This window comes from Microtetraspora glauca (assembly GCF_040656155.1).
In the GTDB taxonomy this organism is placed as follows: domain Bacteria; phylum Actinomycetota; class Actinomycetes; order Streptosporangiales; family Streptosporangiaceae; genus Microtetraspora; species Microtetraspora glauca.
Genome location: NZ_JBFALK010000012.1, coordinates 25,646 through 46,834 on the forward strand (window position 1 = coordinate 25,646; position 21,189 = coordinate 46,834).

General features: G+C 69.3%; 22 protein-coding genes and 3 pseudogenes. 9 read left to right on the forward strand and 16 right to left on the reverse strand.

Features of this window, described 5'->3' with window-relative positions; all coding sequences use genetic code 11:
• Positions 1–434 precede the first annotated feature (434 nt).
• Both AB0I59_RS21685 and AB0I59_RS21690 read right to left on the reverse strand, forming a co-directional pair.
• Complete coding sequence (locus AB0I59_RS21685; protein ID WP_358135360.1) at positions 435–1,673, reverse strand: RNA polymerase sigma factor; 1,239 nt, start codon at positions 1,671–1,673, stop codon at positions 435–437.
• Positions 1,673–2,076: pseudogene (locus AB0I59_RS21690) on the reverse strand (YciI family protein). The gene AB0I59_RS21685 and the pseudogene AB0I59_RS21690 overlap by 1 nt, the downstream one beginning before the upstream one ends.
• A gap of 152 nt (positions 2,077–2,228) precedes the next feature.
• Here AB0I59_RS21690 and AB0I59_RS21695 point away from each other — a divergent pair.
• Positions 2,229–2,621 carry a hypothetical protein gene (locus tag AB0I59_RS21695; protein ID WP_358135363.1) on the forward strand — a complete coding sequence of 131 codons (393 nt, stop codon included), beginning with the start codon at positions 2,229–2,231 and terminating at the stop codon, positions 2,619–2,621.
• 388 nt (positions 2,622–3,009) lie between these two features.
• Here the strand turns inward: AB0I59_RS21695 and AB0I59_RS21700 are convergent, their stop codons facing one another.
• Both AB0I59_RS21700 and AB0I59_RS21705 read right to left on the reverse strand, forming a co-directional pair.
• Complete coding sequence (locus tag AB0I59_RS21700) at positions 3,010–3,639, reverse strand: hypothetical protein (protein WP_358135365.1); 630 nt, start codon at positions 3,637–3,639, stop codon at positions 3,010–3,012.
• 84 nt (positions 3,640–3,723) lie between these two features.
• Positions 3,724–4,230: a tyrosine-type recombinase/integrase gene (locus tag AB0I59_RS21705; protein ID WP_358135823.1), complete on the reverse strand. Its 507-nt coding sequence runs from the start codon at positions 4,228–4,230 to the stop codon at positions 3,724–3,726.
• Between AB0I59_RS21705 and AB0I59_RS21710 the strand changes: the two are divergent.
• Positions 4,219–4,502, forward strand: a pseudogene (locus AB0I59_RS21710) (IS1380 family transposase); the annotation flags it as partial. The gene AB0I59_RS21705 and the pseudogene AB0I59_RS21710 overlap by 12 nt on opposite strands.
• 55 nt (positions 4,503–4,557) lie before the next feature.
• Here the strand turns inward: AB0I59_RS21710 and AB0I59_RS21715 are convergent.
• Positions 4,558–5,886 (reverse strand): aminotransferase-like domain-containing protein, encoded by a 1,329-nt coding sequence (locus AB0I59_RS21715; RefSeq protein ID WP_358135368.1) that lies wholly within the window; start codon positions 5,884–5,886, stop codon positions 4,558–4,560.
• 113 nt (positions 5,887–5,999) lie between these two features.
• On the opposite strand from AB0I59_RS21715, the gene AB0I59_RS21720 reads away from it, so the two are divergent.
• From AB0I59_RS21720 to AB0I59_RS21735, 4 genes are all read left to right on the forward strand, one after another.
• A complete protein-coding gene (locus AB0I59_RS21720) occupies positions 6,000–6,911 on the forward strand; it encodes a branched-chain amino acid transaminase (RefSeq protein ID WP_358135371.1) in 912 nt (303 codons plus the stop codon).
• Between the two features lie 180 nt (positions 6,912–7,091).
• Positions 7,092–7,220 (forward strand): hypothetical protein, encoded by a 129-nt coding sequence (locus AB0I59_RS21725; RefSeq protein ID WP_358135374.1) that lies wholly within the window; start codon positions 7,092–7,094, stop codon positions 7,218–7,220.
• A 75-nt stretch (positions 7,221–7,295) separates the two neighbouring features.
• Positions 7,296–7,400, forward strand: coding sequence for a hypothetical protein (locus tag AB0I59_RS21730; protein WP_358135826.1), 105 nt, complete (start codon positions 7,296–7,298; stop codon positions 7,398–7,400).
• Between the two features lie 123 nt (positions 7,401–7,523).
• On the forward strand, positions 7,524–8,183 hold the full coding sequence (locus AB0I59_RS21735; RefSeq protein ID WP_061252957.1) for an HAD family hydrolase: 660 nt from the start codon (positions 7,524–7,526) through the stop codon (positions 8,181–8,183).
• A gap of 18 nt (positions 8,184–8,201) precedes the next feature.
• Here the strand turns inward: AB0I59_RS21735 and AB0I59_RS21740 are convergent, their stop codons facing one another.
• From AB0I59_RS21740 to AB0I59_RS21750, 3 genes are all read right to left on the reverse strand, one after another.
• Positions 8,202–8,702 carry a hypothetical protein gene (locus AB0I59_RS21740; RefSeq protein ID WP_358135376.1) on the reverse strand — a complete coding sequence of 167 codons (501 nt, stop codon included), beginning with the start codon at positions 8,700–8,702 and terminating at the stop codon, positions 8,202–8,204.
• Positions 8,703–8,964: 262 nt separating this feature from the next.
• Positions 8,965–9,183, reverse strand: coding sequence for a hypothetical protein (locus tag AB0I59_RS21745; protein ID WP_061252955.1), 219 nt, complete (start codon positions 9,181–9,183; stop codon positions 8,965–8,967).
• A 189-nt stretch (positions 9,184–9,372) separates the two neighbouring features.
• Positions 9,373–9,696 carry a YciI family protein gene (locus tag AB0I59_RS21750; protein WP_358135379.1) on the reverse strand — a complete coding sequence of 108 codons (324 nt, stop codon included), beginning with the start codon at positions 9,694–9,696 and terminating at the stop codon, positions 9,373–9,375.
• A gap of 335 nt (positions 9,697–10,031) precedes the next feature.
• On the opposite strand from AB0I59_RS21750, the gene AB0I59_RS21755 reads away from it, so the two are divergent.
• Together AB0I59_RS21755 and AB0I59_RS21760 are read left to right on the forward strand one after the other, a co-directional pair.
• On the forward strand, positions 10,032–10,703 hold the full coding sequence (locus tag AB0I59_RS21755) for a class I SAM-dependent methyltransferase (RefSeq protein WP_358135382.1): 672 nt from the start codon (positions 10,032–10,034) through the stop codon (positions 10,701–10,703).
• A pseudogene (locus AB0I59_RS21760) lies at positions 10,658–10,891 on the forward strand (transposase family protein); the annotation flags it as partial. The gene AB0I59_RS21755 and the pseudogene AB0I59_RS21760, both read left to right, overlap by 46 nt.
• A gap of 152 nt (positions 10,892–11,043) precedes the next feature.
• Here AB0I59_RS21760 and AB0I59_RS21765 read toward each other — a convergent pair.
• From AB0I59_RS21765 to AB0I59_RS21800, 8 genes are all read right to left on the reverse strand, one after another.
• Entirely contained in the window at positions 11,044–11,544 is a 501-nt protein-coding gene (locus AB0I59_RS21765) for a hypothetical protein (RefSeq protein WP_358135385.1), read from the reverse strand.
• 170 nt (positions 11,545–11,714) lie between these two features.
• Positions 11,715–13,742, reverse strand: a complete 2,028-nt coding sequence (locus tag AB0I59_RS21770) for a hypothetical protein (protein WP_358135387.1) — start codon at positions 13,740–13,742, stop codon at positions 11,715–11,717.
• Positions 13,743–13,952: 210 nt separating this feature from the next.
• A complete protein-coding gene (locus AB0I59_RS21775; protein ID WP_061252951.1) occupies positions 13,953–14,495 on the reverse strand; it encodes a hypothetical protein in 543 nt (180 codons plus the stop codon).
• A gap of 165 nt (positions 14,496–14,660) precedes the next feature.
• Positions 14,661–15,107 (reverse strand): histone-like nucleoid-structuring protein Lsr2, encoded by a 447-nt coding sequence (locus AB0I59_RS21780; protein WP_358135390.1) that lies wholly within the window; start codon positions 15,105–15,107, stop codon positions 14,661–14,663.
• Positions 15,108–15,440: 333 nt separating this feature from the next.
• On the reverse strand, positions 15,441–16,076 hold the full coding sequence (locus AB0I59_RS21785; protein ID WP_358135392.1) for an SRPBCC family protein: 636 nt from the start codon (positions 16,074–16,076) through the stop codon (positions 15,441–15,443).
• 192 nt (positions 16,077–16,268) lie between these two features.
• Complete coding sequence (locus tag AB0I59_RS21790; RefSeq protein ID WP_358135395.1) at positions 16,269–17,327, reverse strand: cobalamin B12-binding domain-containing protein; 1,059 nt, start codon at positions 17,325–17,327, stop codon at positions 16,269–16,271.
• The gene (locus AB0I59_RS21795; RefSeq protein ID WP_358135398.1) at positions 17,320–18,624 is read right to left on the reverse strand and encodes a PP2C family protein-serine/threonine phosphatase; all 1,305 of its coding nucleotides are present in this window, start codon (positions 18,622–18,624) and stop codon (positions 17,320–17,322) included. Before AB0I59_RS21795 ends, AB0I59_RS21790 begins: the two co-directional genes overlap by 8 nt.
• Before the next feature lie 158 nt (positions 18,625–18,782).
• Positions 18,783–20,369 carry a TIGR03086 family metal-binding protein gene (locus tag AB0I59_RS21800; RefSeq protein ID WP_358135401.1) on the reverse strand — a complete coding sequence of 529 codons (1,587 nt, stop codon included), beginning with the start codon at positions 20,367–20,369 and terminating at the stop codon, positions 18,783–18,785.
• A 277-nt stretch (positions 20,370–20,646) separates the two neighbouring features.
• Between AB0I59_RS21800 and AB0I59_RS21805 the strand changes: the two genes are divergently transcribed.
• Positions 20,647–21,177, forward strand: coding sequence for a GNAT family N-acetyltransferase (locus tag AB0I59_RS21805; RefSeq protein ID WP_358135404.1), 531 nt, complete (start codon positions 20,647–20,649; stop codon positions 21,175–21,177).
• Positions 21,178–21,189: the final 12 nt, after the last annotated feature.

A 21,189-nucleotide genomic window follows, 5' to 3' on the forward strand; every position in this document is an offset into this window, starting at 1 on the left:
TCCATGGATTGGGCGCCAAGGGCACGGGAGGAACGTCACCGCTTGGATGCGGAGCTTGGGTGACGTGGCTCCTTTGGCTCCTCGAGCAAACTGTTCGGCACCCGGGTTGGTCCAAGACCGTTTCGAGATCACTAAGACAGTTCTCGATATGGCTGCCGCTCTGTTGGCCGCGGCCGCTTCGGGGCTTAGAGCTTCTAACGCGATGAGTTGAGGCGTCGCCAGCAGATCAGTACACAGGCCAGGATGAGGAAGGCTCCGTGCGCTTTGACCATCGCGAAAGCCAGGGTCGGTCCCGGACGAGGTCTACGCGCCGACCGCAGGCGAGTTTCTCCCCGGGTTCGCCGCACTCCCGCCGTCCGTGTTCGGGGATTCGGCCGACGTGGCCCACGGCATCCGGGCCGCGTTCGAATCCCGGCCGGTCGAGCTGAAAAAGGTCAGCCCAGCGTGGCCGCCTTGCGGAGCAGCACTGAGCGTTCGCGCTGGTTGGCGCACAGCCGGGCGGCCAGCTCCAGCTCGGCGCGCGCCTCCGGTCGCCGGCCGAGCCGGGCCAGCAGCTCACCGCGTACGGTCGGAACCAAATGCGAACCGGGGAGCCGGTCCGAGGCGATCAGCTCGTCCACGATGGCCAGGGCCTGCGCCGGCCCCGAGGCCATGGCCACGGCGACGGCCCGGTTGAGCTCGACCACCGGCGAGGGCGCGACCCGGCCGAGCGCCTCGTAGAGCAGCACGATCCGGTCCCAGTCGGTCGCCTCGACCGAGGGCGCCGACGCGTGGGCGGCGGCGATCGCGGCCTGCAGGCCGTAGGGGCCGAGGCCGCGAGTCGATGCCCTGGCCAGCGCGGCCAGCCCCCGGCGGATCGCCGAAAAGTCCCACAGCCCCCGGTCCTGGTCCTCGAGCAGGACCGGCGTGCCGTCCGGGCCGGTCCGGGCCGGGAAGCGCGCGGCCGTCAGCTCGCACAACGCGAGCAGGCCGTGCACCTCCGGCTCGTCGGGCTGCAGCGCGGCCAGCGTGCGGGCCAGCCGGATCGCCTCGTACGCGACGTCGGGGCGCAGCAGCCGGTCGCCCGACGTGGCCGTCGACCCCTCAGTGAAGATCACGTAGATGACGCTGAGTACGCCGTCCAGCCGCTCCCGGCGCTCGCCGGCCGGCGGCAGCTCGAACGGCACCCCGGCCGCCGCGATCGTCTTCTTGCCCCGGGTGATGCGGGCCTGCACGGTCGGCACGGGTACGAGGAACGCGCGGGCGATCTCCTCGCTGGACAGGCCGCCGACCACGCGCAGGGTCAGCGCCACCCGGACCTCGCGGGAGAGCACCGGGTGGCAGCTGACGAACATCAGCGCCAGGACGTCGTCGTCGATCCTGTCGGGGTCGATTTCCTCGTCGACCGCCGAGTCGACCGCCGGGTCGGCCGCCGGGTCGGCCGCCAGCAGGGCATATCGGTCCCGGAGGGCGGTCCGGCGGCGGATCGCGTCGATCGCCCGCCGCCGGGCCGTGGCCATCAGCCAGCCGGCCGGATTCGCCGGAGAGGCGAGCGGCCACGACACCAGCGCCTCGGCCACCGCTTCCTGGGCCGCGTCCTCGGCCAGCCCGAAATCGCCGGTGAACCGGGTCAGCGCGGCGACGATCCGCGCTGACTCGATCCGCCAGACGGCCTCGACATCGGCCGTACTCATCAGGTCTGGCCGTTGGTCTCGGGCCCCGCCCAGTCTTTGACGATCACTCGTCGACCTGCGGGACCTCGTCGCTCCCGGGCACCCGCCGGACCTCGATCTTGGACCCGGGGGCCGCCGGGACCCGCTTGGCCCACTCGACCGCCTCCTGTTTCGAGGCGACATCGAGCAGGAAGAAGCCCCCGAACAGTTCCTTGGTCTCCCCGTACGGCCCGTCCGTGACCACCGGGGCCTCGCCGCTGAAGTCGACCACGACGCCCTGGCCCGGATCGTCCAGCCCTTCGGCCGCGACGTAGACGCCGGCCTTGAACAGGTCCTCGATGAACTGGCGGGTCGTGGCCATCATCTCGTCGATGTTGGCCATCATGGCCGCGTTCGACTCGTCGGTGCCCCGCATGATCAGCATGTACTTAGGCAACACATTCTCCTCGTCCGGCGGGGCCGCCTCTCGGCCCTCGCACCCACACGTCGAACGAGCGGCCCGCAGATCGACACAGCCCCGGAGAAATCTCTCGCCGCGACTCAGCCGATCCCTCCGACGTCTCCGGTAGCGGCAGGGTGTTCGACCTGTGGAAAGCGAACGCCGCGATCGCTGACACCGGGTTCGTCCTGCTCGCCACCATCGGCGCGATCACCGCGATGGGGCACGAGACCGTGCAGACCCGCTACGCGGTCAAGGAAGTCGTGCCCCGCCTGTTCGTCGCGGCTCTGGCGGCGAACACCAGCTTCACGATCTGCGGCAAGGTCATCGAGCTAGTGAAAGAGCTCGACGGCTCGACATCCGATCAGCAGTTCGTGGCCCCAGCCGGCCACAGGCCCGCGCACTGCGTAAGGGCTCGGTGGCCCCGGCATGAGTGGGCGGTGGCTCCTGTGACTGGCTCACGGCACGATCTTGGTGGAACCGGGCCAAGGCGGGTGGTGGTGGGGCGGAGCCGAGCCGCACGGCCTTAGCAGGGGACTCCAGGCCCGGTATCTCCACAGGCTTTCACTCGGCTCCGCCCCACCACCACCCGCCCGATGCCTCACCCTGCTGCGTACGGCCTGCGTTTGGGAGTCAGCGCCCCTGTTCGAATCGAGACATAAGCAGGGTGAGTGGGCCTGCCCTCGGGCGCCTGCTGAGGGGGCTTGGAGAGTCATTAGGTTCGAATCCTGCCGGGGGCACATCTTCGAACAGCCGCTTTGCCTCTGACCTGGGGCTTAGCATGGCTTCTCTCAGCGATCACATGCAGCCGGGTGCCGTCATATGCAGCCGTAGGTCAATGATCGCGGGACATATTGGGGACGATCTTGAGCGCCTTTCCGCAAGTCGTTCGCCGAAATAGCAAAGGCGCTCCGTGCCTCAGGCGTCGAGGGGAGCACTGATCTGCAAGCGTCGGTCCACCGCGAGAACCAGCTGATCGGCCAGGCCGGGAACGATGCCCTGTGCCCACTCCCGCAGTGCGAGCAGGAAGCCGGCGAGGTCCTGCTGAACGCCCTGGAGAAGGTCGGGCAGGGCGTCGCATGGGATATCGATGTGCTGCTCGGATAAGCCGGGGAGTTCTCCTGGACGAAGCTGGTCCTCGTCCTGCCAGAGACGCAGCACCGGCCCACGCTGCTCCAGCAGTACGTCAGGGCTGTGGCCGAGGTAGATCATCTGTCCGCGCTGGACATCCAGCCAGTCGCGCCATTCGTCGAGCCCCACGCAGCATCCGGGGTCGATGACGACATCGCCAGCCGTGACGCGGAGACCGCCCGGCGCAAAGGCCTCATCGTCGGAGGTCAGATACACCTCGATGGCTTCGGCCGCGTCCGCCACGGTGATCGACAAATCGTTATCGGTGACGTTTCTCCCGATCAACGCCCACACGATGGCTCCGACCCTTTCCGGCGTCGGCAGGCGGGGAACCGTGAGGAGGAACCCACCCTGCTCGACAGCCCAGAACGGGCAGTCGCCAGACCACCGCTCAAGGACCGGAGTCATCATGATCACTACTGAAGTGTAACGAGCCCGTCGCTCCCAGAAATAGCGAAGGCCCCGGGACAGCCCGGGGCCTGGTGGAACAGGATCGGCAGCTCACTCCTCCAGTGCTTCAGAGATCTTGCTGTTGGCGCGTCCTCGCTGCCCTTCGAAGCACTTGGCGTAGACCCTCAGGAGCACATCGACGCTGTGCCCGGCTCGCTTGGCAACCTCTGTTGCCGGCACCCCGGCATTCAGCCACAGAGACACGGCGGCGTGGCGCAGGTCGTACGGCCGAGCCGCGAGCGGCGAGGCGACCTGTTCAGCGGTGAAGGCCCGCCGTCGGGCCTCCTGCCAGACCGCCGAGTAGGCCGAGGAGGAGAACGGGCGCCCCTTGGAGGTACGGAACAGGCACCCGTCCCCGGCCACGCCGTACCGGTCGATGTGTGCCCGCAAGATGGCCACCAGGACGCGCGGGACCGGGATCTCCCGGGTGTCGTCCTTGGCCCGGTGCTTCAGCCCCCGGGAGTCGTGGGTCTCCCCCGAATTGGTCCACCACTTGTTCGCCTGGGGACGCGCCTTCTCAACCGTGAGCAGCAGGCGATCCTGACCTTGCCGCCCGATGCGTGGACGCCCGCCTACGACTCAGGCGCCCAGGTGAGGCCCGGCGCGTGGGTCGCCGAACTCACCGGCCTGCTCGACCTCGCCGGCTGGCCGAATGGGATGCGGGTCATCGTGCGCAAGGAACGGCCTCACCCGGGCGCTCAGCTGCGCTTCACCGACATCGACGGGCACCGCTTCACCTGCTTCGTTACCAACACCCGGCGCGGTCAACTCGCCGTCTGGAGTTACGGCACCGCCGCCGCGCACGCGGTGAGGACCGCATCCGAGCCGCCGCGTCTCCCAGGTGACGGCCTCGGAGGAACAATGAGCGCAAAAGCCTGCTGAGCCCTACTGGCCGCGATCTCGCCAGGCGCCGCCGAGACCCGTGACGGCCTGGTCGAGTAGCGGGGGCGGGAGCGCGAAGCTGAGGCGCAGGCGGTCGCGATGGCGGCCGTCGGCGGAGAAGAGCGAGCCGGGGGCGACGGCGACACCGTATCGGCGAGCGAGCGCGGCGAAGCGGTCGGTGTCGACACAGGGCAGGCGGACCCACAGCGACAGCCCTCCGCGCGGCGGTTCCCAGGTCCATTCCGGCAGCGCGGCGGCGAGCGCCGCGGCGAGGTGATCACGGCGGCCGGCCAGCTCGGCTCGCCAGGGGGCGATGGTGTTGCGTTCGAGTAGTTCGGCCGCCAGACGCTGGGAGACGGCGCTCGTGGCCAGATCGGTGTCCTGCTTGGCTTCGGCCAGCCGGGCCAGCAGCGGCTCGGGCGCGCGCAACCAGCCGACCCGCAGCCCACCCCACAACACCTTGGACAGTGAGCCCACGGTGACCGTGCCGTGCGGGTGACCGGCCGCGAGTGGCGCCGGGGATGCGCCCTCGTACACCAACTCGCTGAGCGTCCTGTCCTCGAGGATCACGAGGTCCTCGGCACGTGCGAGGTCGGCGACGTGCCGCAGGTCGGGGACCGCGCCCGTGGGGTTGTTGACGCTGACGACGTAGACGAGTTCGGGCCTGTACAGGTCGATTGCCGCGCGGACCGCCTGCGGGTCTGTCAGGTCGACGGGCACGGCGTGGGCCCCCGCCCGCTTGAAGACCGTGAGCGCACCGCCGTACGTCGGATCCTCGACCAGCACCCTGTCCCCCGGCCGCAAAAGGACCCTGGCGGCCAGATAGATGCCCTGCTGTGCCCCGCCAGTGATCACGACGTCCCCGCCCAGCAGCGCGCGCAGAAAGGGGTCGCCTTTGGCGTCGTACCCGTGACCGCTGGGTGTGCGCAGGAGGTCGGCCACCTCGAGCGGGGGCAGGGTCAGATGCGAGGGGTCGGGTACGACGGAAGTCGACAGGTCGGCGAGGACGGCGCCCGCGCGTAGCAGCCCCGAGAAGGAGTGCGTGCCCGCCGGAGCCGTCTCGCGCAGGTATGTGCCGCTGCCGTGGCGGCGCTCGCAGAGCCCCTCATCGCACAGGGCTTTGAGGGCGGCGGCGACCGTGCCGCGGCTCAGGCCGACGATCCGGGCGAGTTCGCGTTCGGACGGCAGCCTTCCGCCGGGGGCCAGAACACCGAGCTCGACGAGGTCGTTCAGCGCCCCGGCGAGCCTGCGGCTGGGCGACTCGCCGCCCTCGCGCAGCCGTAGCCGGTCACGGATGAGGACGGCGAACCTGTTCAGATCCTCACTTCCCACCGGGCTATTGTGCCCTGTTCACGCGGCCCATTTGACTGCTGATTTGTTTGCCACTTCTTGAAGAAGTGGCTTACTTGTGTGAGGGTAAGCAAGCCACTTCAAAGGAGGATGGGATGAGGCTGCTGGAGTCTGAGTCGATCTGGATGAACGGCGCGCTGGTTCCCTGGGGGGAAGCGCGTGTTCACGTACTGTCACATGCTCTGCACTACGGCACGGCCGTGCTGGAGGGCACCAACGTTCACGACACACCGGACGGACCCGCCGTCTTCCGGCTCGACGCCCATCTGAACAGGCTCTACCGGAGCGCCAAGATCATCGGTCTTGCCGTGCCGTACTCCTATGGCGAGCTGCACGCCGCCACCTTGAAGACGGTCGCGGCCAACGGCCACTCCTCCTCCTACATCCGCCACCTCGTCCATCGCGGCTACGGGGAGATGGGCATCTCGGCCAGGAACTGCCCGGTCACGGTATCGATCGCGACCTGGGAATGGGGCGCCTACCTGAACGAGGGGGTGCGGCTGATGACGAGCTCCTGGCGGCGTAACGACCCCGCCGTCGTCCCCACGCTCGCCAAGGCTACGGGGCCCTACCTGAACTCCGTGCTGGCCAAGGCCGAGGCGCTGGACGCGGGCTTCGACGAGGCCGTACTGCTCAACGCCGCCGGCAACGTGAGCGAGTGCACGGGCGCCAACGTGTTCCTTGTCAGCGACGGCGTGCTTGTGACCCCGCCCGCCGGCGCGGGCGCCCTGGAGGGCATCACCCAGGACACCGTCGAGCGGCTCGCCGCCGACCTCGGCCTGCCCGTACGGCGGCGCGACATCCTGCGCGCCGAGCTCTACACGGCCGACGAGCTGTTCCTGTGCGGGACGGCTGCCGGGATCGTTCCGGTCGCCTCCGTCGACCATCGAGAGATCGGCGCGGAAGGTCCGGTGACCGCCAAGCTCAAGCACGCCTACGACGCGGCTGTACACGGCCGGGACGACCGCCACCGCGACTGGCTCACTCCGGTCAACGTGGATGCCTGACGGCGAGCCTGCCGAACGCCGACCCCGCGGTGGAGGTCGTCCCGGCGAGGGCGACGGTACGGCCTGGGCGTGTTCCGCACTCTCCGGGTGATCTTCCGTTCAGTGAGGAATTTCCGCCCGATCTGGTCAAGCTGCCCCCACTCGAGTGAAGGCGGCCAGGACATGATGCGGCCGTTTCGCGTGGATATCCCGCAATCCTGCCTGGACGACCTGGCCGATCGGCTGGCCAGGACCCGGTTCACCCGCCCGCTGCCCGGCCAGGGTCACAGCGTGCCCACCGACCACCTCAGGAAGCTGGTGGAGTACTGACGTGAGGAGTACGACCGACGGGCATGGGAGGCCTAGATCAACGCCCACCCACAGTTCACCACCGAGATCGATGGGCTGCACGTTCATTTCCTGCACGTCCGCTCAGCCCAGCCGGACGCCTTCCCGCTGACCCTCACACATGCCGGCCGATGTCGGTCGTGGAGTACCTGCCCGTCATAAGGGCCGCTGGAGCAGGCCACGGAGCCGAAACCCACGGCGATGCTCACCGCGGTGACGCGCCACCTGGAGGCGAAGGCGATCGAGGCGGTGTACGGCCAAGACGATCACTTCTAGAGTGGCGTCGTGCGACGTCTTGTGCTTTTCGACCTTGATGGGACGCTCATCGACTTGGATGCCGCGTTCGCGTTGTGGGCCGAGGAGTTCGCCGAGGAACACCGGCTTGGCCACAAAGGCGTTGACCACCTGATCAAGCTGAACCGCGACGGCCTCCCCCACCGTGAGCTGTTCTTCGCCAAAGTGCGCGAGCGGTTCAGGCTGTCCACCCCCGCGGCGAGCCTGTGGGCCGCCTATCGCCGGCGGATGCCGCGTCTCGTCAAGTGTCGCGCCGAGGTGATGACCGGACTGGCTGAGCTACGCGCGGCTGGATGGCGGGTGGGGATCATCACGAACGGCACCCCGGACAACCAAATGGCCAAGCTCCAACGGACCGGGCTCGCGGAAGCGGTCGACGGCTACGCGGTGTCGGGCCTCGAGGGCATCCGCAAGCCCGACGTCGGGCTGTTCGAGATCGCCGCGCAGCGGTGCGGGATGAGGCTGGCCGAAGGAGGATGGATGGTGGGTGACACCCTCGCCGCCGACGTCGAAGGAGGCCGTAGGGCGGGCTTGCGCACTGTGTGGATCGATCACACGGTTCGGCCCGGCGAGGAGCACCCTGCCGACCACGCGGTATCCGACGTCATGCAGGCCATCGCGCTGCTCCACGAATATGGCAGTAGATCGTAGGCGCGGGTGTCGGCCACCTCATCGGTGGCGGTTCACCCGCAGGCGCCGGGAGACCACAGTCAGGGCTACGGCGCCGGCAACGCAAGCGATGGCCGCCAGCAGCGGCGGCATCCCTGAACCGCCCAAGCCCGTACGGAAATCCGGCTGGCTACCCGCGCTGATGTCGGCCGGGGTGAATGGCCGAGGGCGGTACTCCACGAAGAGCATCAGATTGACCACAGACAGGACGCCGAGGAGCGTGGCGCCCGCCATCCCCACCGGCCACCACTGCCAGGAGGCGCCGGCCGCGACCAGGACGAGCAGCGGCAGACCGCCCGCCAGGAAGACATCCAAGGGGAACAGGAATCGCGCGTCGACACCGATGAAGCGCCAGGCGAAGGAAACGATCGGCAGGTAATCGATGCCACCGCTCTCGGTCATGACCATCAACACGAACGGCACCCCCGAGGCGAGCACAGCCAGGACCACCCACGGCCACGCCCGGCGACCGACCCGCTCCCGCCCGACCTTCTCGATCACCAGCGAATCGTACGGGACCCCGGCTTGGTCAAAACGACTTCCGGGGCATCGTGACAAGCGAAAAGCCCCGGCGGTCGGGCCGGGGTGGGAATAAGGCAGGCTATCTCCGGGCGTCATTGATCTTTCCGTTGATGTGGTCCTGCTGCCCGTCGATGCCGGGTCCACATATAGCTGTCCGATCCAGTCGGCTTCCAAGACCATCAGTTCCAGCAAGGGTGCCGTCATAGGCGACGCGAGCCAGGCCTCCTGCTCTTCGCGGGCGCTACCCCAGCTGGTCGCGACGGCGTGCCAAAAAGGCGATCTCGGCGGTGTTGCCGGCCAGCTCGATGGCCTTGTCGTACGCCGCACGCGACTTCTGACTGCGGCCCAGCCGGCGCAGCAGGTCGGCGCGGGTCGCATGGTAGGCGTGATAGCCGGCCAACTTCTCCTCAAGACGGTCGACGGCCGCCAGTGCCACCTCCGGGCCGTCAAGCTCGGCCAACGCGACGGCCCGGTTGAGCGCGATGATCAGCGAGGCGTCGAGGCGGACGACTGGTCGAAGAGGGCGACGACCTGCGACCAGTCGGTGCCGCGTACATCGCGGGCGGAGGTGTGCACGGCATTGAGGCGACCACCAGGGCCCACTCCTCGTGGTGTGCCTGAGTGATCGCCTCCCGTACGTCGACCACGCTCACAGGAACGGCCGCACCTCAACCTTCCGATTGCAGTGCTTCGACCCCTCGGCGGCGAGCTTGAGCGCCGCATCGAGGTCGGCGGCCTGGATGATCCAGAAGCCGGCGAGATACTCCTTCGACTCCAGGAAGGGCCCGTCGGTGAACATCGCCTCCTCGCCTCGGTTGTCGATGACGGTGGCCGAGCTGGGCGCCACGAGGCCACCGGCGAAGACCCAGTGACCCTCCGCCTCGAGCCGGTCGTTGAACGCGTCGATGGCCGCCATCTCGTCCGGCGTGGCGAGGCCGGCGGTGTCGTAGATCACGGAAACCAGGTACTGCATCTCGGAACATCTCCTGTGGTTCGGGGCGCCCCTCGTGGGCGGGCCTCACACCCCTGCTACGAACACCTCTGCCCCGATCCGACATCGCCTCCGGATTTCTTTCGAGGACTTTCTCGGATCTTCGCCAGGTTCCCTTCCACGCGGGTAGGCGGTTCAGGAGGGCCCGGGGCGACTTCAGTTCATCGTTTCGATACGCACTGTCTTCGAGCTTTGACGGCAGGGTGATCTGCTCTTCAGTTCGTTGAGGGCGTGGTCAGCCGACCGGAACGGAACGGACGCGCCGCCCGGTCGATGATCGACGACTTTTGCCGACCGATGAACTACAGTCGTCCGCCGTGGCCGAATCCTCCCCCTATCTGACCGCGACGGCGGACGCCTACGACGCCGTCGCCGACCTCTACGCCGACCTCGCCCGAGACTCGCTCGACCGCCTGCCACTGGATCGCGCGATCCTCGCCGTGTTCGCCGAACTCGTACGGGCCGCCGGACCCCGGCCCGTCGCCGAGGCCGGCTGCGGTCCAGGGCACATGACGGCACACCTGCGTAACCTCGGACTGGACGCCTTCGGCGTCGACCTGTCCCCCGCACTGATCGACATCGCCCGCAAAGACCATCCTGACCTGCGTTTCGAGGTCGGTTCGATGGGCGCCTTCGACGTGGACGACGGCGAGCTGGGCGGTCTGCTCTCCTGGTACTCCGTCATCCACATCCCACCACCGGAGCTGCCGCCGTACTTTGCCGAGTTCCGCCGGGTGCTGGCCCCGGGTGGTTACCTCCTGCTCGGTTTCTTCGAATCCGAGGGCGGTCCGGTGCTGCAGTTCGACCATAAGGTCGCGCCGGCCTACCGGTGGCCGATCGACGACTTGGCCGACCTGGCCCGCAAGGAAGAGTTCGTCGAGGTGGCGCGGATGTTGCGCGAGCCTTTGGAGGGTGAACGATTCCGCCGCGGCCACTTGCTGATGCGCTGCGGCCGTACGACAGCGGCGAACACAAGCAGCACGGAATGAACGTGCACCTGCCGGCCGATCCCATGGACCGGCTGATGTGGGCTTCACCTGCACTGCCGGGCGCCGTACACGATGTGACCGCCGCTCACACGGTCGGCCTGGTCGACGCCTTGACCAGCGCTGACGTGAAGACCTTCGCGGACAAGGGCTACCAAGGAGCTGGCGGCGCGATCCGCACGCCGTTCAAACGGCATCGTTATGTCTCGCGAAAGCCCTCATCCGGCAGATGCACGGTCCGGCGAGGAGCACCAGGCCGACCATGTGGTCTCCGACATCATCGAGGCCATCGCGCTGCTCCACGAACACGGCGGGCGTAGTAGGCGCGGGTGTCGGCCGTAACTCAACGGTGGCGGTTCGCCCGCATGCGCTGGGAGCCCACCGACAGGGCTACGGCGGCGACGGTGCAAGCGATGGCCGCCAGCAGCGGTGGCACACCTGACGCGCCGAAGCCCGTGTGGAACTCCTGCTGGCTTCCCGCGCTGACGTCGGCCGGCGTGTATGGCCTGGCCTGGTACTCCATGAAGAGCACCAGGTTGACCACGGCCAGGATGCCGAGGAGCGCGGCGACGCCCGTCCCCATCGATCGCCACTCCCGGGCGGCGGCAGCAGCGGCCAGGACGAGCAGCGGCAGGCCACCCGCCACGAGGGCATCGACGGGGAACTGGATTCGCCCGTAGAAGCTGCTGAATCGCGCGGCGAAGAACACGATCGGCAGGTAGTCGATGCCGCCGCTCGCGGTCATGCCCATCAGCACGAACGGCACCGCCGAGGCGAGCACCGCCAGGACCACCCACGGCCACGCCCGGCGGCCGACCCGCTCTCGTCCGACCTTCTCGATCACCAGCGAATCGTACGGGACACCGCTTTGGTGGAAGGCGATGCTGAGGGAGCCTGACAAACGAATGGCCCCGGTGGTCCGGCCTCGCGACCGGGTGAACCCTGGCGTGCCCGGAGGATCGCGAGGCAGGACCGATCCGGGGCTCGGTCGATCACAGGGCGTCCTTGGCAGGTTCAGCGCTTGCGCTTCTTGCCGTGGCCGCTGCGGCGGCCTCGTGATCCGGGTGCCGGGCTGGGCACAAGGCGCAACCGGTGGGTTCGGGCACGCATCGGTTCTGCCACCAGGGTGCGCAGCTCCTCCATACCCTCAACGGCGGAATGGCCCGAGTTCAGCACCGCCTCGACCACCCCGAGGGCGTCCTTTCCCGCCATCTCGGTGACCTGATCGAGGACTCCTTCCGGACCGCTCAGCTCCAGGAGCGAGAGCAGTGCTTCGGACATGAGAGCAAGTTGTTCATCAGGAGTGAGGTCTTCTGGCCGCAGGTCTCCCGCGTCGAGGAGGGCGGTCACGGCGATCGGCCCCAATGCCGGGTCACGGCGCAGCCCCGCCAGCATCGAACGGCCGTCGACGCGTGCCTCGACCAGAGTGGCGAGCATGGCCGCCGCTCGGGTACGGAACGGACAGCCGCGTACCGCGTCCAGAAGCGACTCGATGGTCCTCCCGCGCACGGCCAGCCAGCCGTCCAACTCGATGGCGGCGGTCTCCGGGGTGTAGTGCTGGGCGAGCACACCCAGCAGCTCGGCCGGCGGCGCGTCGGCCAACTCTCCGACCAACGGGACGTCCCGACCGTCGGCGAGCATCCGCTCCCGTACGGCTCGCACGCCCAGAGGCGTCAGCCGTACCAGCGGGCCGGGCTCGGCGAGCTGGGAACGCAGCCGCGCGCACACGTCGGGCGGCAGTACGCGTTCCGTCTCGCTGAGATCATCACCGAGGTCGCGGGAGTACATCTCATCGGCCACGCCGTGACTCAGCTCTACCGCGCCGAGATCGGACAACACCTCGAACGCCGCGACCAGATCCCTGTCGATCTGTCGCTGCCAGACCTCCTGGCGGACGCCGTCCTCATGAAGACCGAACATGAAGTATTCCTGGCAGGACAGCCATACGGTCGCCTGGAGCCGCACCACGGGAACCGGGCTGACCATGCTGTACACCGTGTTCAGCGCATCGGGCAAGATCTCGTCGAACGCCTCGACGAGCATCGACGAGTCGGTCCACGTGGAGGCGGGCGCGCCGATCGCGGCGCCCAGCTCGAAGAACACCTCGAACGCGCGCCGCCACAGGGCCTCCGGATCGCGCAGGACCGGCGCGGCCTTGGCCACCCGCAGCAGGCGGCCCTTGCTCACCCGCACCAGACGTGCCTTCTTCGCCCAGGCGAGCAGGAGGTTGGTACGGCGCATCTCGGCCGAGCTGCGGACCTTGAGACCTTCCTCTCCGGTACCGAGCAGTGCGGCCAGCTCGCGGGCGTCAGCCAGACGCGGGTTCCCGGCCGCGGTGAGCGGCCGGCCCTCCGTCCCCGCCCACTCGGCCAGGACGGCGAGTTGCCGCACGATCCCACTCCGGGCTGCCGCCTCGGCCAACTCTGCCGGGGGCAAAAGCGTCACGGGAAGCTGGATGAATGCCCGCTCCTCGTCGAACCCTGGTGCCAGGAACCGGGCTTCGACCAGCTTGTCGAGTACGCCGGTGTCGTAGCGCACCCGCCCTGCGTCGACGTCCCGCTGGAATCTGTCCAAAGCCCTGCGGTCGGTCAGGTCGACACCGTTGTCGAGCGCCGTCTGCGCCCAGAACTTCCCGATGCCCTGCCGGAGCGGGTCGGCCAACGCGGCCGAATACTCCGCCGTAGTCGCGGCGATGGCCGCCTCCAGCTCCACCAAGGTGGCACCACGCGGATCGCGTAGTCCGGACGCGGCAAGATAACGCAGAAGCGTCAGCAGGCTCTCGGGCGCGGTGTCGAGAACGTCCCGGTGGGCCACGACACGCTGGGGAATCCACTCCAGCAGCAGGCGCCGCACCTGTTCGGGCCCCCAGAAGGCCAGCCGTCCGTCGCGGCTGCTGTGGCGCGAGTCCAGCGCCGCCGACAGCACCACCCCGTCGGCGGACATGTCGCGCTCATCCGCCCAGGCGAGGCAGCGGCGGATCAGCAGATCCTTGGCCGCTTCGAACTCCTCGTCGTCTTCCGGGTCGAAAAAGGTCCGCATCATGCACTCCGACGTCGCAGGCTGGTGATCAGATCACGGATGGCTCGGGCCCCCCGTGGCCGCCGGGGGCTCATTCTCCAGCACGCGCGCCCCTTGTGTTCCCGCAACTCCCATAACTCGGCACGCCTCGCGAGGGCTCCATGTGATGGTTCGCAAGGGGCCGGCCCTGGTCGGGTGGGTCGGGGTTCGCCCTCGTCCCGGACTGGTGGGGGGTCAGAGCCAGAAGATCGCGAGAACGGTGAGGCCGAGGCTCAGCGCCACGAAGCGGAGCGTTCTGGGGTGCCGGGCGGCCTCCCTTCGCGAGGAGATCACCAGCAGGGCTCCCGTGGCCAGCGCCGCCAGCAGGTGCAGGCCGTACCACCAGGGAACGGGCAGCTTTCCGAGGACGGTCCCGGACAGCAGGTCGTCGGCGGAACCGTAGCCGGCGAGCGCGCCGAGCACGCCCAGGCCCAGCACCGCGATCGCGTACCGGAACCGGCCGAGCAGCGCCCAGACGACGGTCCCCAGGATGAGCAGGACCGAGAGGCCGTGGTGCAGTCGCCGCATGAGCAGGCCGCTGCCCGCATCAAGGTTGATCTCCAGGATCGACTCGTAGGCGGCGCTCATCGGGACACCGTGCAGTGGTTCGTACCAGCCGTCGTAAGCGACCACCTCGCCGCTCGGCGTGTAGAAGAACGCCAGGAAGCCGCCGGTGAGCAGGACGAGCACGAAACAGTAGAGCAACATCTCGCCCACCAGCTGCCGCACTCGCTCCATTCGGCATATTTCACCACAAGGGCATCGTGTACCCGGGGTGATCCGATCCGAAGCCGGAGCGACTTTTCACAACGACCCCGTCGTTCGTCCTCGCCGTGCTGTTCCGGCGATGTGGGGCGCTGTTCGGGCGATGTGGGGCCGGCTTTTCGAGCCGGCCCCCGCGGCTCAGGCGTCGGCCTTCGACTCCGTGCCGGCCTCAGCTTCTCCGCCGGCCTCAGCTTCTCCGCCGTCGGCGTCTGCCTCTGTGGCGGACTCCGTCGGGGCCGCGTCCGGATGTGCCGCGATGAACTGCTCGATGACCTCGTCGGCGACCTTCCCCCTGAGGGGGACATCCAGCCCTTGCTCTCGCGCCCATTCGCGAACGTCGGTGGCGGTGTAGCCCCGCAACCGGGGGGAGGTGTCGGCGACCTTCTTCGACCGCGACGCCTGCTTCACCTCGCGCGAACTCTCCAGGACCTCTTCGATGAACGCGAGAGCGTCGCTCAGCCGCTTCTGGTTGGCGTCGGACAGGTCGATGGCGAAGGTCCGGTTCAGCAGCGGGAACTCCCGTCTCGCCACGTCATCGCCCTCGGAGTGGTCGAGGTCGTCAACCAGTATTACCTTCTGCGCCACGTGCAGCCCTTTCCCGGGTGGATCTCGTCTGTCTGGAACCGTGGCATCCTACTGGTGGTTGGCCGGACGATCATGTTATTGATCCGCCCTCGCGTCATGGCGCGGTGCCCCCTCCGAGCGCGAATCACCGGCAGGACCTGGCGGCGGAGCGGGCCGCGAGGGGCCGGGGACAGGTCGTTGTGGCTGTCCGGCGGTCAGCCGGGACCGGAATGTGGTCGGCGACTCCGGCTCCGGTGCCGGTGGAGACGCGAACGGGCATGATCATGCGTGCTCACGACGCCGACCATGCCCGCTCTCACGTCGTCGAGGCGACCAGCCTCGATCCGGTGTGAATCAGCTCTCGATCGCCTGCTTGAGGGCCGCCTGCGTCTGCTGGTGGGAGGCGACGCCGTTCGTGGCGACGAAATCGATCAGCGTGGCGTCCGCGTCGAAGGTGAGAAGCTCCGTGACCCGGGTCTTCCCGCCGTTCAGACGGGTGAAGACGATCTTCTGGTGCGTGACGACGTCGGGCAGCGACCAGGTGTCCGTCTCGTAGTAGAGGTCATCCTCGTGAAGGCGCTGCTGCGCGTGCGTCTTGCTGACGACGACCGTGCCCTCGTACGGGATCTCCTCGATCGCGGTGAGGTTGATGTAGCGCGTGTCGCCCCGGCACCAGTCCTTGTGCGTGACGACCCGCTTCAGGAACGGGTTCTTGCCGATGTGGTTGTTGATGTTCGAATACGCGGTGAAGACGCGCTTGGCGGGGGCGTCGATGTCGATGGAGATGCTGCGCGTGGCCCTGCTGCGCCCTGAGCCCGGAGCAGGTGGCGTCGTGTCGTAGAACTTGTGGGTGTCCCACGCGGTCTGCCATTCGAGGGCGATCGCGGCATCGGTGTCGGTCGTCTCGGCACGGGCGGGGCCGGAGACGGCGGTGAGGACGAGGGTGGCGGCGAAGACCTGGACCGCGACCACTCGAAGGAGTTGCTTCACGTATACCTCGCGAAGAGACAGTAGGTGCGAATGATCTTCTATCGCATATGCCGGTGATCCAGAAGAATCTGCGCCGAGGAGGCGAGCGCTGCCCCGCCTTGGGTGACGTCCCGAGGACACGCGTCCAGGGACGTCCACGGCGTCGTACCAGCGTCCCTGGGCCGGCCGAGGCCGGACGTCCGCGACAGCCACTTAGCGGGGGCCGTTCGCGGCGGCGGTCTGGGCCACCCTGATCCCCTCCGTCAGGAAGTGGTGGGCACGAGGCAGGTCGCGCAAGCGGTCACTCAGGATCCGCAGCCCGGTCACGACGGACTCGGGCGGCGCCCCGCGCGCACGCGACACGGCACAGGTCCAGGCGATGAAATCACCGAATATCGCCATGTCATCGACGTAGAGCGCGGCGCACAGGAAGTCGGCGATGTGGCCCAGGTTCTCGGCGGTGTTCTCTCTCTGCCGGTCATCGTGGGCGGATATCGACGAGCCGCCACAGACGAGGGCCTCCAGCACGCCGGCCAGCAACTCGGGGCGCCGCCGGAGCAGCTCGGCGCACTCCTCGTCGGCTATGTGGGCCGGGGAGTCCGGCGGGGTGGGAAAGGAGGGCAGCCGGCCGGCCTCGATGACCTCGGCCGCCACGTCCGCGGTGGGCGCCCACCCGTCGGCCCCGAGCAGCCGAGCGAAGCGCCCGTCGGATCCGAAGCCGGCCCCACCGGCCAGTACCGGCACCCCGGCGGACCGGCAGGCGGTGAGTACGGCGTGCGCGCGGGGCAGGCGGGTGGGCAGCGTACAGCTCAGGGCGACCAGGTCGGGACCGGTCTGGTGCACGTAGGTGATCAGATGCGGTCCGGGCACGCTGGCACCGAGGAAGTCGACCCGCCACCCGCGCAGGCGCAGCACCTCGGACAGGAGCCGGGCGGGCAGCGCGTGATATTCGCCCTCGGCGCAGGCCACCGTGACGCGGCCACGGGCAGGTCGCCGGGGTCGAGCCCGCCTGGCGACGGCGCTCACGACCGCCTCGCTGACCGCGGTGGCCGCGTGCTCCCTGGCGACCGACCACTCGTCGGCCGCCCACAGCTCGCCGACCCGGCGCTGAGCGGGTGCGATCAACCGCAGCAGCAGGCCCCCAGCGGGGACACCGTCGTCAAGCAGGCCGAGGACCATGTCCACGGCGCCCTGCTCGTCGGCCTCGCCGATCCGTTCCAGGTACAGCTCCGAGGCGAGGTTCAGGTCGCGACCCACGGTCAGGTCACTCATGGGATCGGACTTCCCTGTGGGAGGGTGCGGCGGCGGCCCGGATGGCCAGGAGCGCCCGGTCGTCCTGGTGGCCGCCGGCCAGCCAGTCGGTGCTGAGCTGCTCCAGCCGCTCCACCAGGGCAGAGGCCGGCATCCCCGCACAGGTGGCGAGTGCGCCCTTCAGCCGGTGGTCGCCGTACATCTCCCGGGCGACGGGACCGCCGAACGCCTCGGTGATGCCATCGCTGTAGAGCAGGCACACCTCGCCGGGGGCGAGTTCGACCGCGACCGGGCGCACGCCGGTCTCCTCCAGCACACCGAGCAGGCAGCCTGTGGTGGCGACCTCCTCCACGGTGCCGTCCCGGCGCAGGATCAACGGCGGCGGGTGCCCCGCCACCGCCAGGTCGATGCGCACGTGCCCCGAGGCGGCTCGGTGCAGCGCGCCCAGGACCAGCGTCACGAGAGAGGAGGGAGCGGGAGAGCCAAGCAGAGACCTGTTGAGCAGGTCGGCCAGCCGCTCCGGGCGGCTCTCCAGCAGCGACAGCGCGCGCAGGCAGTGGCGCACCCGGCCGGCGAGCACCGCGGCCTGCGCGCCCTTGCCGCACACGTCCCCCAGAACCAGCAGCGCCCCGCGCTCCGGTCCGTCTCCCCGATCAGGCAGGCAGACATCGTAGAAGTCTCCCCCGATCTGGCCGGCCTGCTGCGACGCGCGCAGGGATCCGGCCAGGTCGATCCCCTCCAGCTTCGGCAGGGGCGGCGGCAGCAGGTCGGCGGTCAAGATCGCGTTGATCCCGCTCTGCTCCTCGTACAGCAGGGCGGCGGAGAGGGCGGCGCCCGCACGTATCGCGAGGGTGCGGGCCAGCATCTCCGCATCCGCGTCGAAGGCGGGGCCCTCCGCACGGCGAACGAGCACCAGCGCTCCGACGGGCATCGTGTTCCCCGGCAACGTCGCCACCAGCAGGCGGTGAGCCGAGCCGAACTTGCCGGGCAGCAGCCACGCGGGCGCGTCGCCCGGGTCCAGCCAGCGGACGGCCCCCGGCAGGCCGGCCAGCACCTCCCCGAGACAGGGCACCCCGGCGGCGACCGTGACCGGGACCTCGCCCTCCTCCGGCGCGGCTTGTCCGGCGACGGCGCGCAGCCACCTCGCCTGGCGGCTGTCGCCGGGCGACAGCACCACGGTTGCGGCGTCGGCGAGGAACGACATGGCGATCTCCGCCGTGGCATGAGCGCACCGGCGGGTGTTGAGCGAGGCCGACAGCCGGGAACCGATCTCCACCAGGAATTCGGTACGGCACCGCTCGGCCTGTGCTTCTGCCATCACCAGCCCCCCACATGGCGTCATGGCGTCCACCAACGCTACCCGCCGCCTTTTGTCGGCTATTACGGAAATGGACATAGTTTGTCGAGACTTGCCCGACCAGAGGTGAGTGCCGGAAAGACAGCTGAAACCCGCAGTTCAGTCCCAGCGGGAATCCGTCAGGCGGGCCGCTCGATGGGACGGCCCAAGAAGGCGGCGAGGCGGTCGGCGGCCGTCGCGTCATCGGGGACCGGTCGTACCGGGCCGAACGAGCCACCCGGAGTACGCGGCAGGTCGCCGTAGATCTCCTGCACGACGGGCATGGTCGCCTCCGCCACCTCGGGAGCGAGGTCGGTCGACCCGCCGATCGCCGTTGCCAGGTCCCAGCCGTGAACCAGCATCTCGATGGTGACCTGTTCGACCAGGCGCCAGCCGGGGGCCGGGCCGTACTGCCGCTGGAGCATTCCCGGACGACGGAAGGCGGCGAGCGTGGCGCGGGCCGCCGTGCGGAACGCGGCCACGTAGTCGTCGCCGAGATGGTCGGCGGCGAAGTCGGAGCGGGGCTCCCCCTCGGCCAGGCCGGTCCAGAGCAGGTTCTCCCAGACGAGATGGTCGAGCAGCGCACGCACATCCCATCCGGCGCACGGGGTCGGGTCGCCGAGCCGACCGCACGGCACGGCCGCGACGAGAGCCTCCACCTCGGCCAGCACGCGGGCACATCCCTCCAGCTTGTACGCGGCGTCGACGTCGGCGTCCTGCCCGAGCATCTCGCTGATGCGGGCGGCCCGCGCGCCCGGCTCGGGATTGGCGCGGAGCGCGGTCACCAGCCACTCCCCCGCGGCGACCATGCTGGGGCGCACCGGACTGCCGTTGATGACGCACATCAGCTGCCAGTACCTTTCGAGACGGGTGTCCGCGGCGACCTCGAGCTGTTCGAGAAGGCGGCGCCGGGCCGCCGCGCCGCCGCCGCCGTCGCCGCCGCCGTCCGAGCGGAAACCGGCTCGGGCCTGGGCGGGCAACCAGGCCGCGACGATCTCGGCCACGACGGGCTCGGCCGCCGGCGAGTCGGCGGCCGTCCCTTCCGCGATCGCGGCGTTGACGCGGGCGACCCACAGGTCGGTGAGTCGCCGCGCCTCCAGCAGATCCTCGTCGCTGTGCTCGCGTACGGCATGCTCGGCGGCGTACTCGGCCGTACGACGGATCGCGGCGCGCAGCGCGGGATCGCGGATGAGCGCGACCAGCTCCAGCCACGCCTCGATCTGCTCGGCGGTGGGGTCGCGCGGTGGGTCGGGCAGGGCCGCGAGCAGCCCGTCCCTGTACGCGGAGGCGTCGAGGTCGCCGAGCGCGTCCGACACGAAGTCGTGGACGATCGTGTTGCGTTCCGCGGCGGAAAGCCGTGCCAGTCGGGTCATGACGGTGAGTTCCTCGGGTGTCGATCCTTGCCGGGAGACGGAGCGCAGCACCGCCTGTCGCAGCCGCAGCATGCGGATCTGCGCCTCCAGCGCGTCCGCGTGAACCGCCGCCACCTCGGGCAGCCCGCGCTCCCGGGTGACGACCTCGCGGATCGCGGCCATGGTCAGCCCGAGATCGCGCAACGTCCGCGCCAGTTCGAGCCGGGCGACCGCCTGGGGTTCGTAGAGCCGGTAGCCGGCCCGAGTGCGTCCCGCCGGGGGCACCACGCCGATGTCCGACCAGTGCCGGATCAGCTTCACCGACAGGCCGGTTCGCTCGGCCAGCTCTCCGATGCTCAGTAGGTCGTCGCTCACATGCCCCACCTTGCGGTCTCCCACATTGGGAGAGTCAAGCCAGGAGACATCAGGATCTGGCGGGCCCGCGAACCCGCCACCGGTTCGTGGCCGCTCACCCATCGCCGCGCGTACGAGCCGGCCGATTTCGGTCCGGGCTCGGAGTCATGCCGCTCGGCCGGCCGCCGCACTCTCCTGGGGGGCCGCGCGGAGCACAGCTCGCGGGTGAACGAACGGTTGTGGGTCACCGCGCGGCTCCCAGGGAATCCGCTCGGGGGCGCGGGCCGATACTTGGCCCATGACTTTTTCCGTACGCCGTGGCGAGCCCGCCGACGCCGAGGAAGTGCTGCGAGTCAAGAACACCTCATGGCAGGCGGCGTATCGAGGGCTGCTGCCCGACGCCTACCTCGACGCACTGGTGGTCACGCCAGGGGCGGTCGCCCATTGGCGGGCGATGATGGCCGATCCGCTGCGCGGTGTCGTCGTCGGTGAGGCCGGGGAGGAGATCGTCGGGCTCAGCGCCTTCGGGCCCGTGGAGGACCCCGTACGGGATGGGGGTCCCGACTGCGAGATCTATGCGATCTACGCGCTCAGGGAGCACTGGTCGACGGGTCTCGGACGCGCGCTCATGACCCGCTCGCTGGACCGGCTGAGGGAGCTGGGTCACCGCGAGGTCGGGCTCTGGGCCTTCGAGGCCAACGCCCGGGCTCGTCGTTTCTACGAGCGGATCGGCTTCGCCCTTTCGGGACGCGTACAGACGATGGATGTCTCCGGCGCCTCGTTTCCCGAGGTGCATTACCGGATGGCGCTCGCCGCGGATTCCGCCTGACCGGCGCGAGGT

Excerpts from the sequence above, each read along its gene's own strand:
- AB0I59_RS21750 (WP_358135379.1), bottom strand. The coding sequence starts at position 9,696 with ATGCAGTACCTGGTTTCCGTGATCTACGACACCGCCGGCCTCGCCACG.
- AB0I59_RS21805 (WP_358135404.1), top strand. The coding sequence starts at position 20,647 with ATGACTTTTTCCGTACGCCGTGGCGAGCCCGCCGACGCCGAGGAAGTG.
- AB0I59_RS21790 (WP_358135395.1), bottom strand. The coding sequence starts at position 17,327 with ATGAGTGACCTGACCGTGGGTCGCGACCTGAACCTCGCCTCGGAGCTG.
- AB0I59_RS21770 (WP_358135387.1), bottom strand. The coding sequence starts at position 13,742 with ATGATGCGGACCTTTTTCGACCCGGAAGACGACGAGGAGTTCGAAGCG.
- AB0I59_RS21685 (WP_358135360.1), bottom strand. The coding sequence starts at position 1,673 with ATGAGTACGGCCGATGTCGAGGCCGTCTGGCGGATCGAGTCAGCGCGG.
- AB0I59_RS21720 (WP_358135371.1), top strand. The coding sequence starts at position 6,000 with ATGAGGCTGCTGGAGTCTGAGTCGATCTGGATGAACGGCGCGCTGGTT.
- AB0I59_RS21775 (WP_061252951.1), bottom strand. The coding sequence starts at position 14,495 with ATGGAGCGAGTGCGGCAGCTGGTGGGCGAGATGTTGCTCTACTGTTTC.
- AB0I59_RS21795 (WP_358135398.1), bottom strand. The coding sequence starts at position 18,624 with ATGGCAGAAGCACAGGCCGAGCGGTGCCGTACCGAATTCCTGGTGGAG.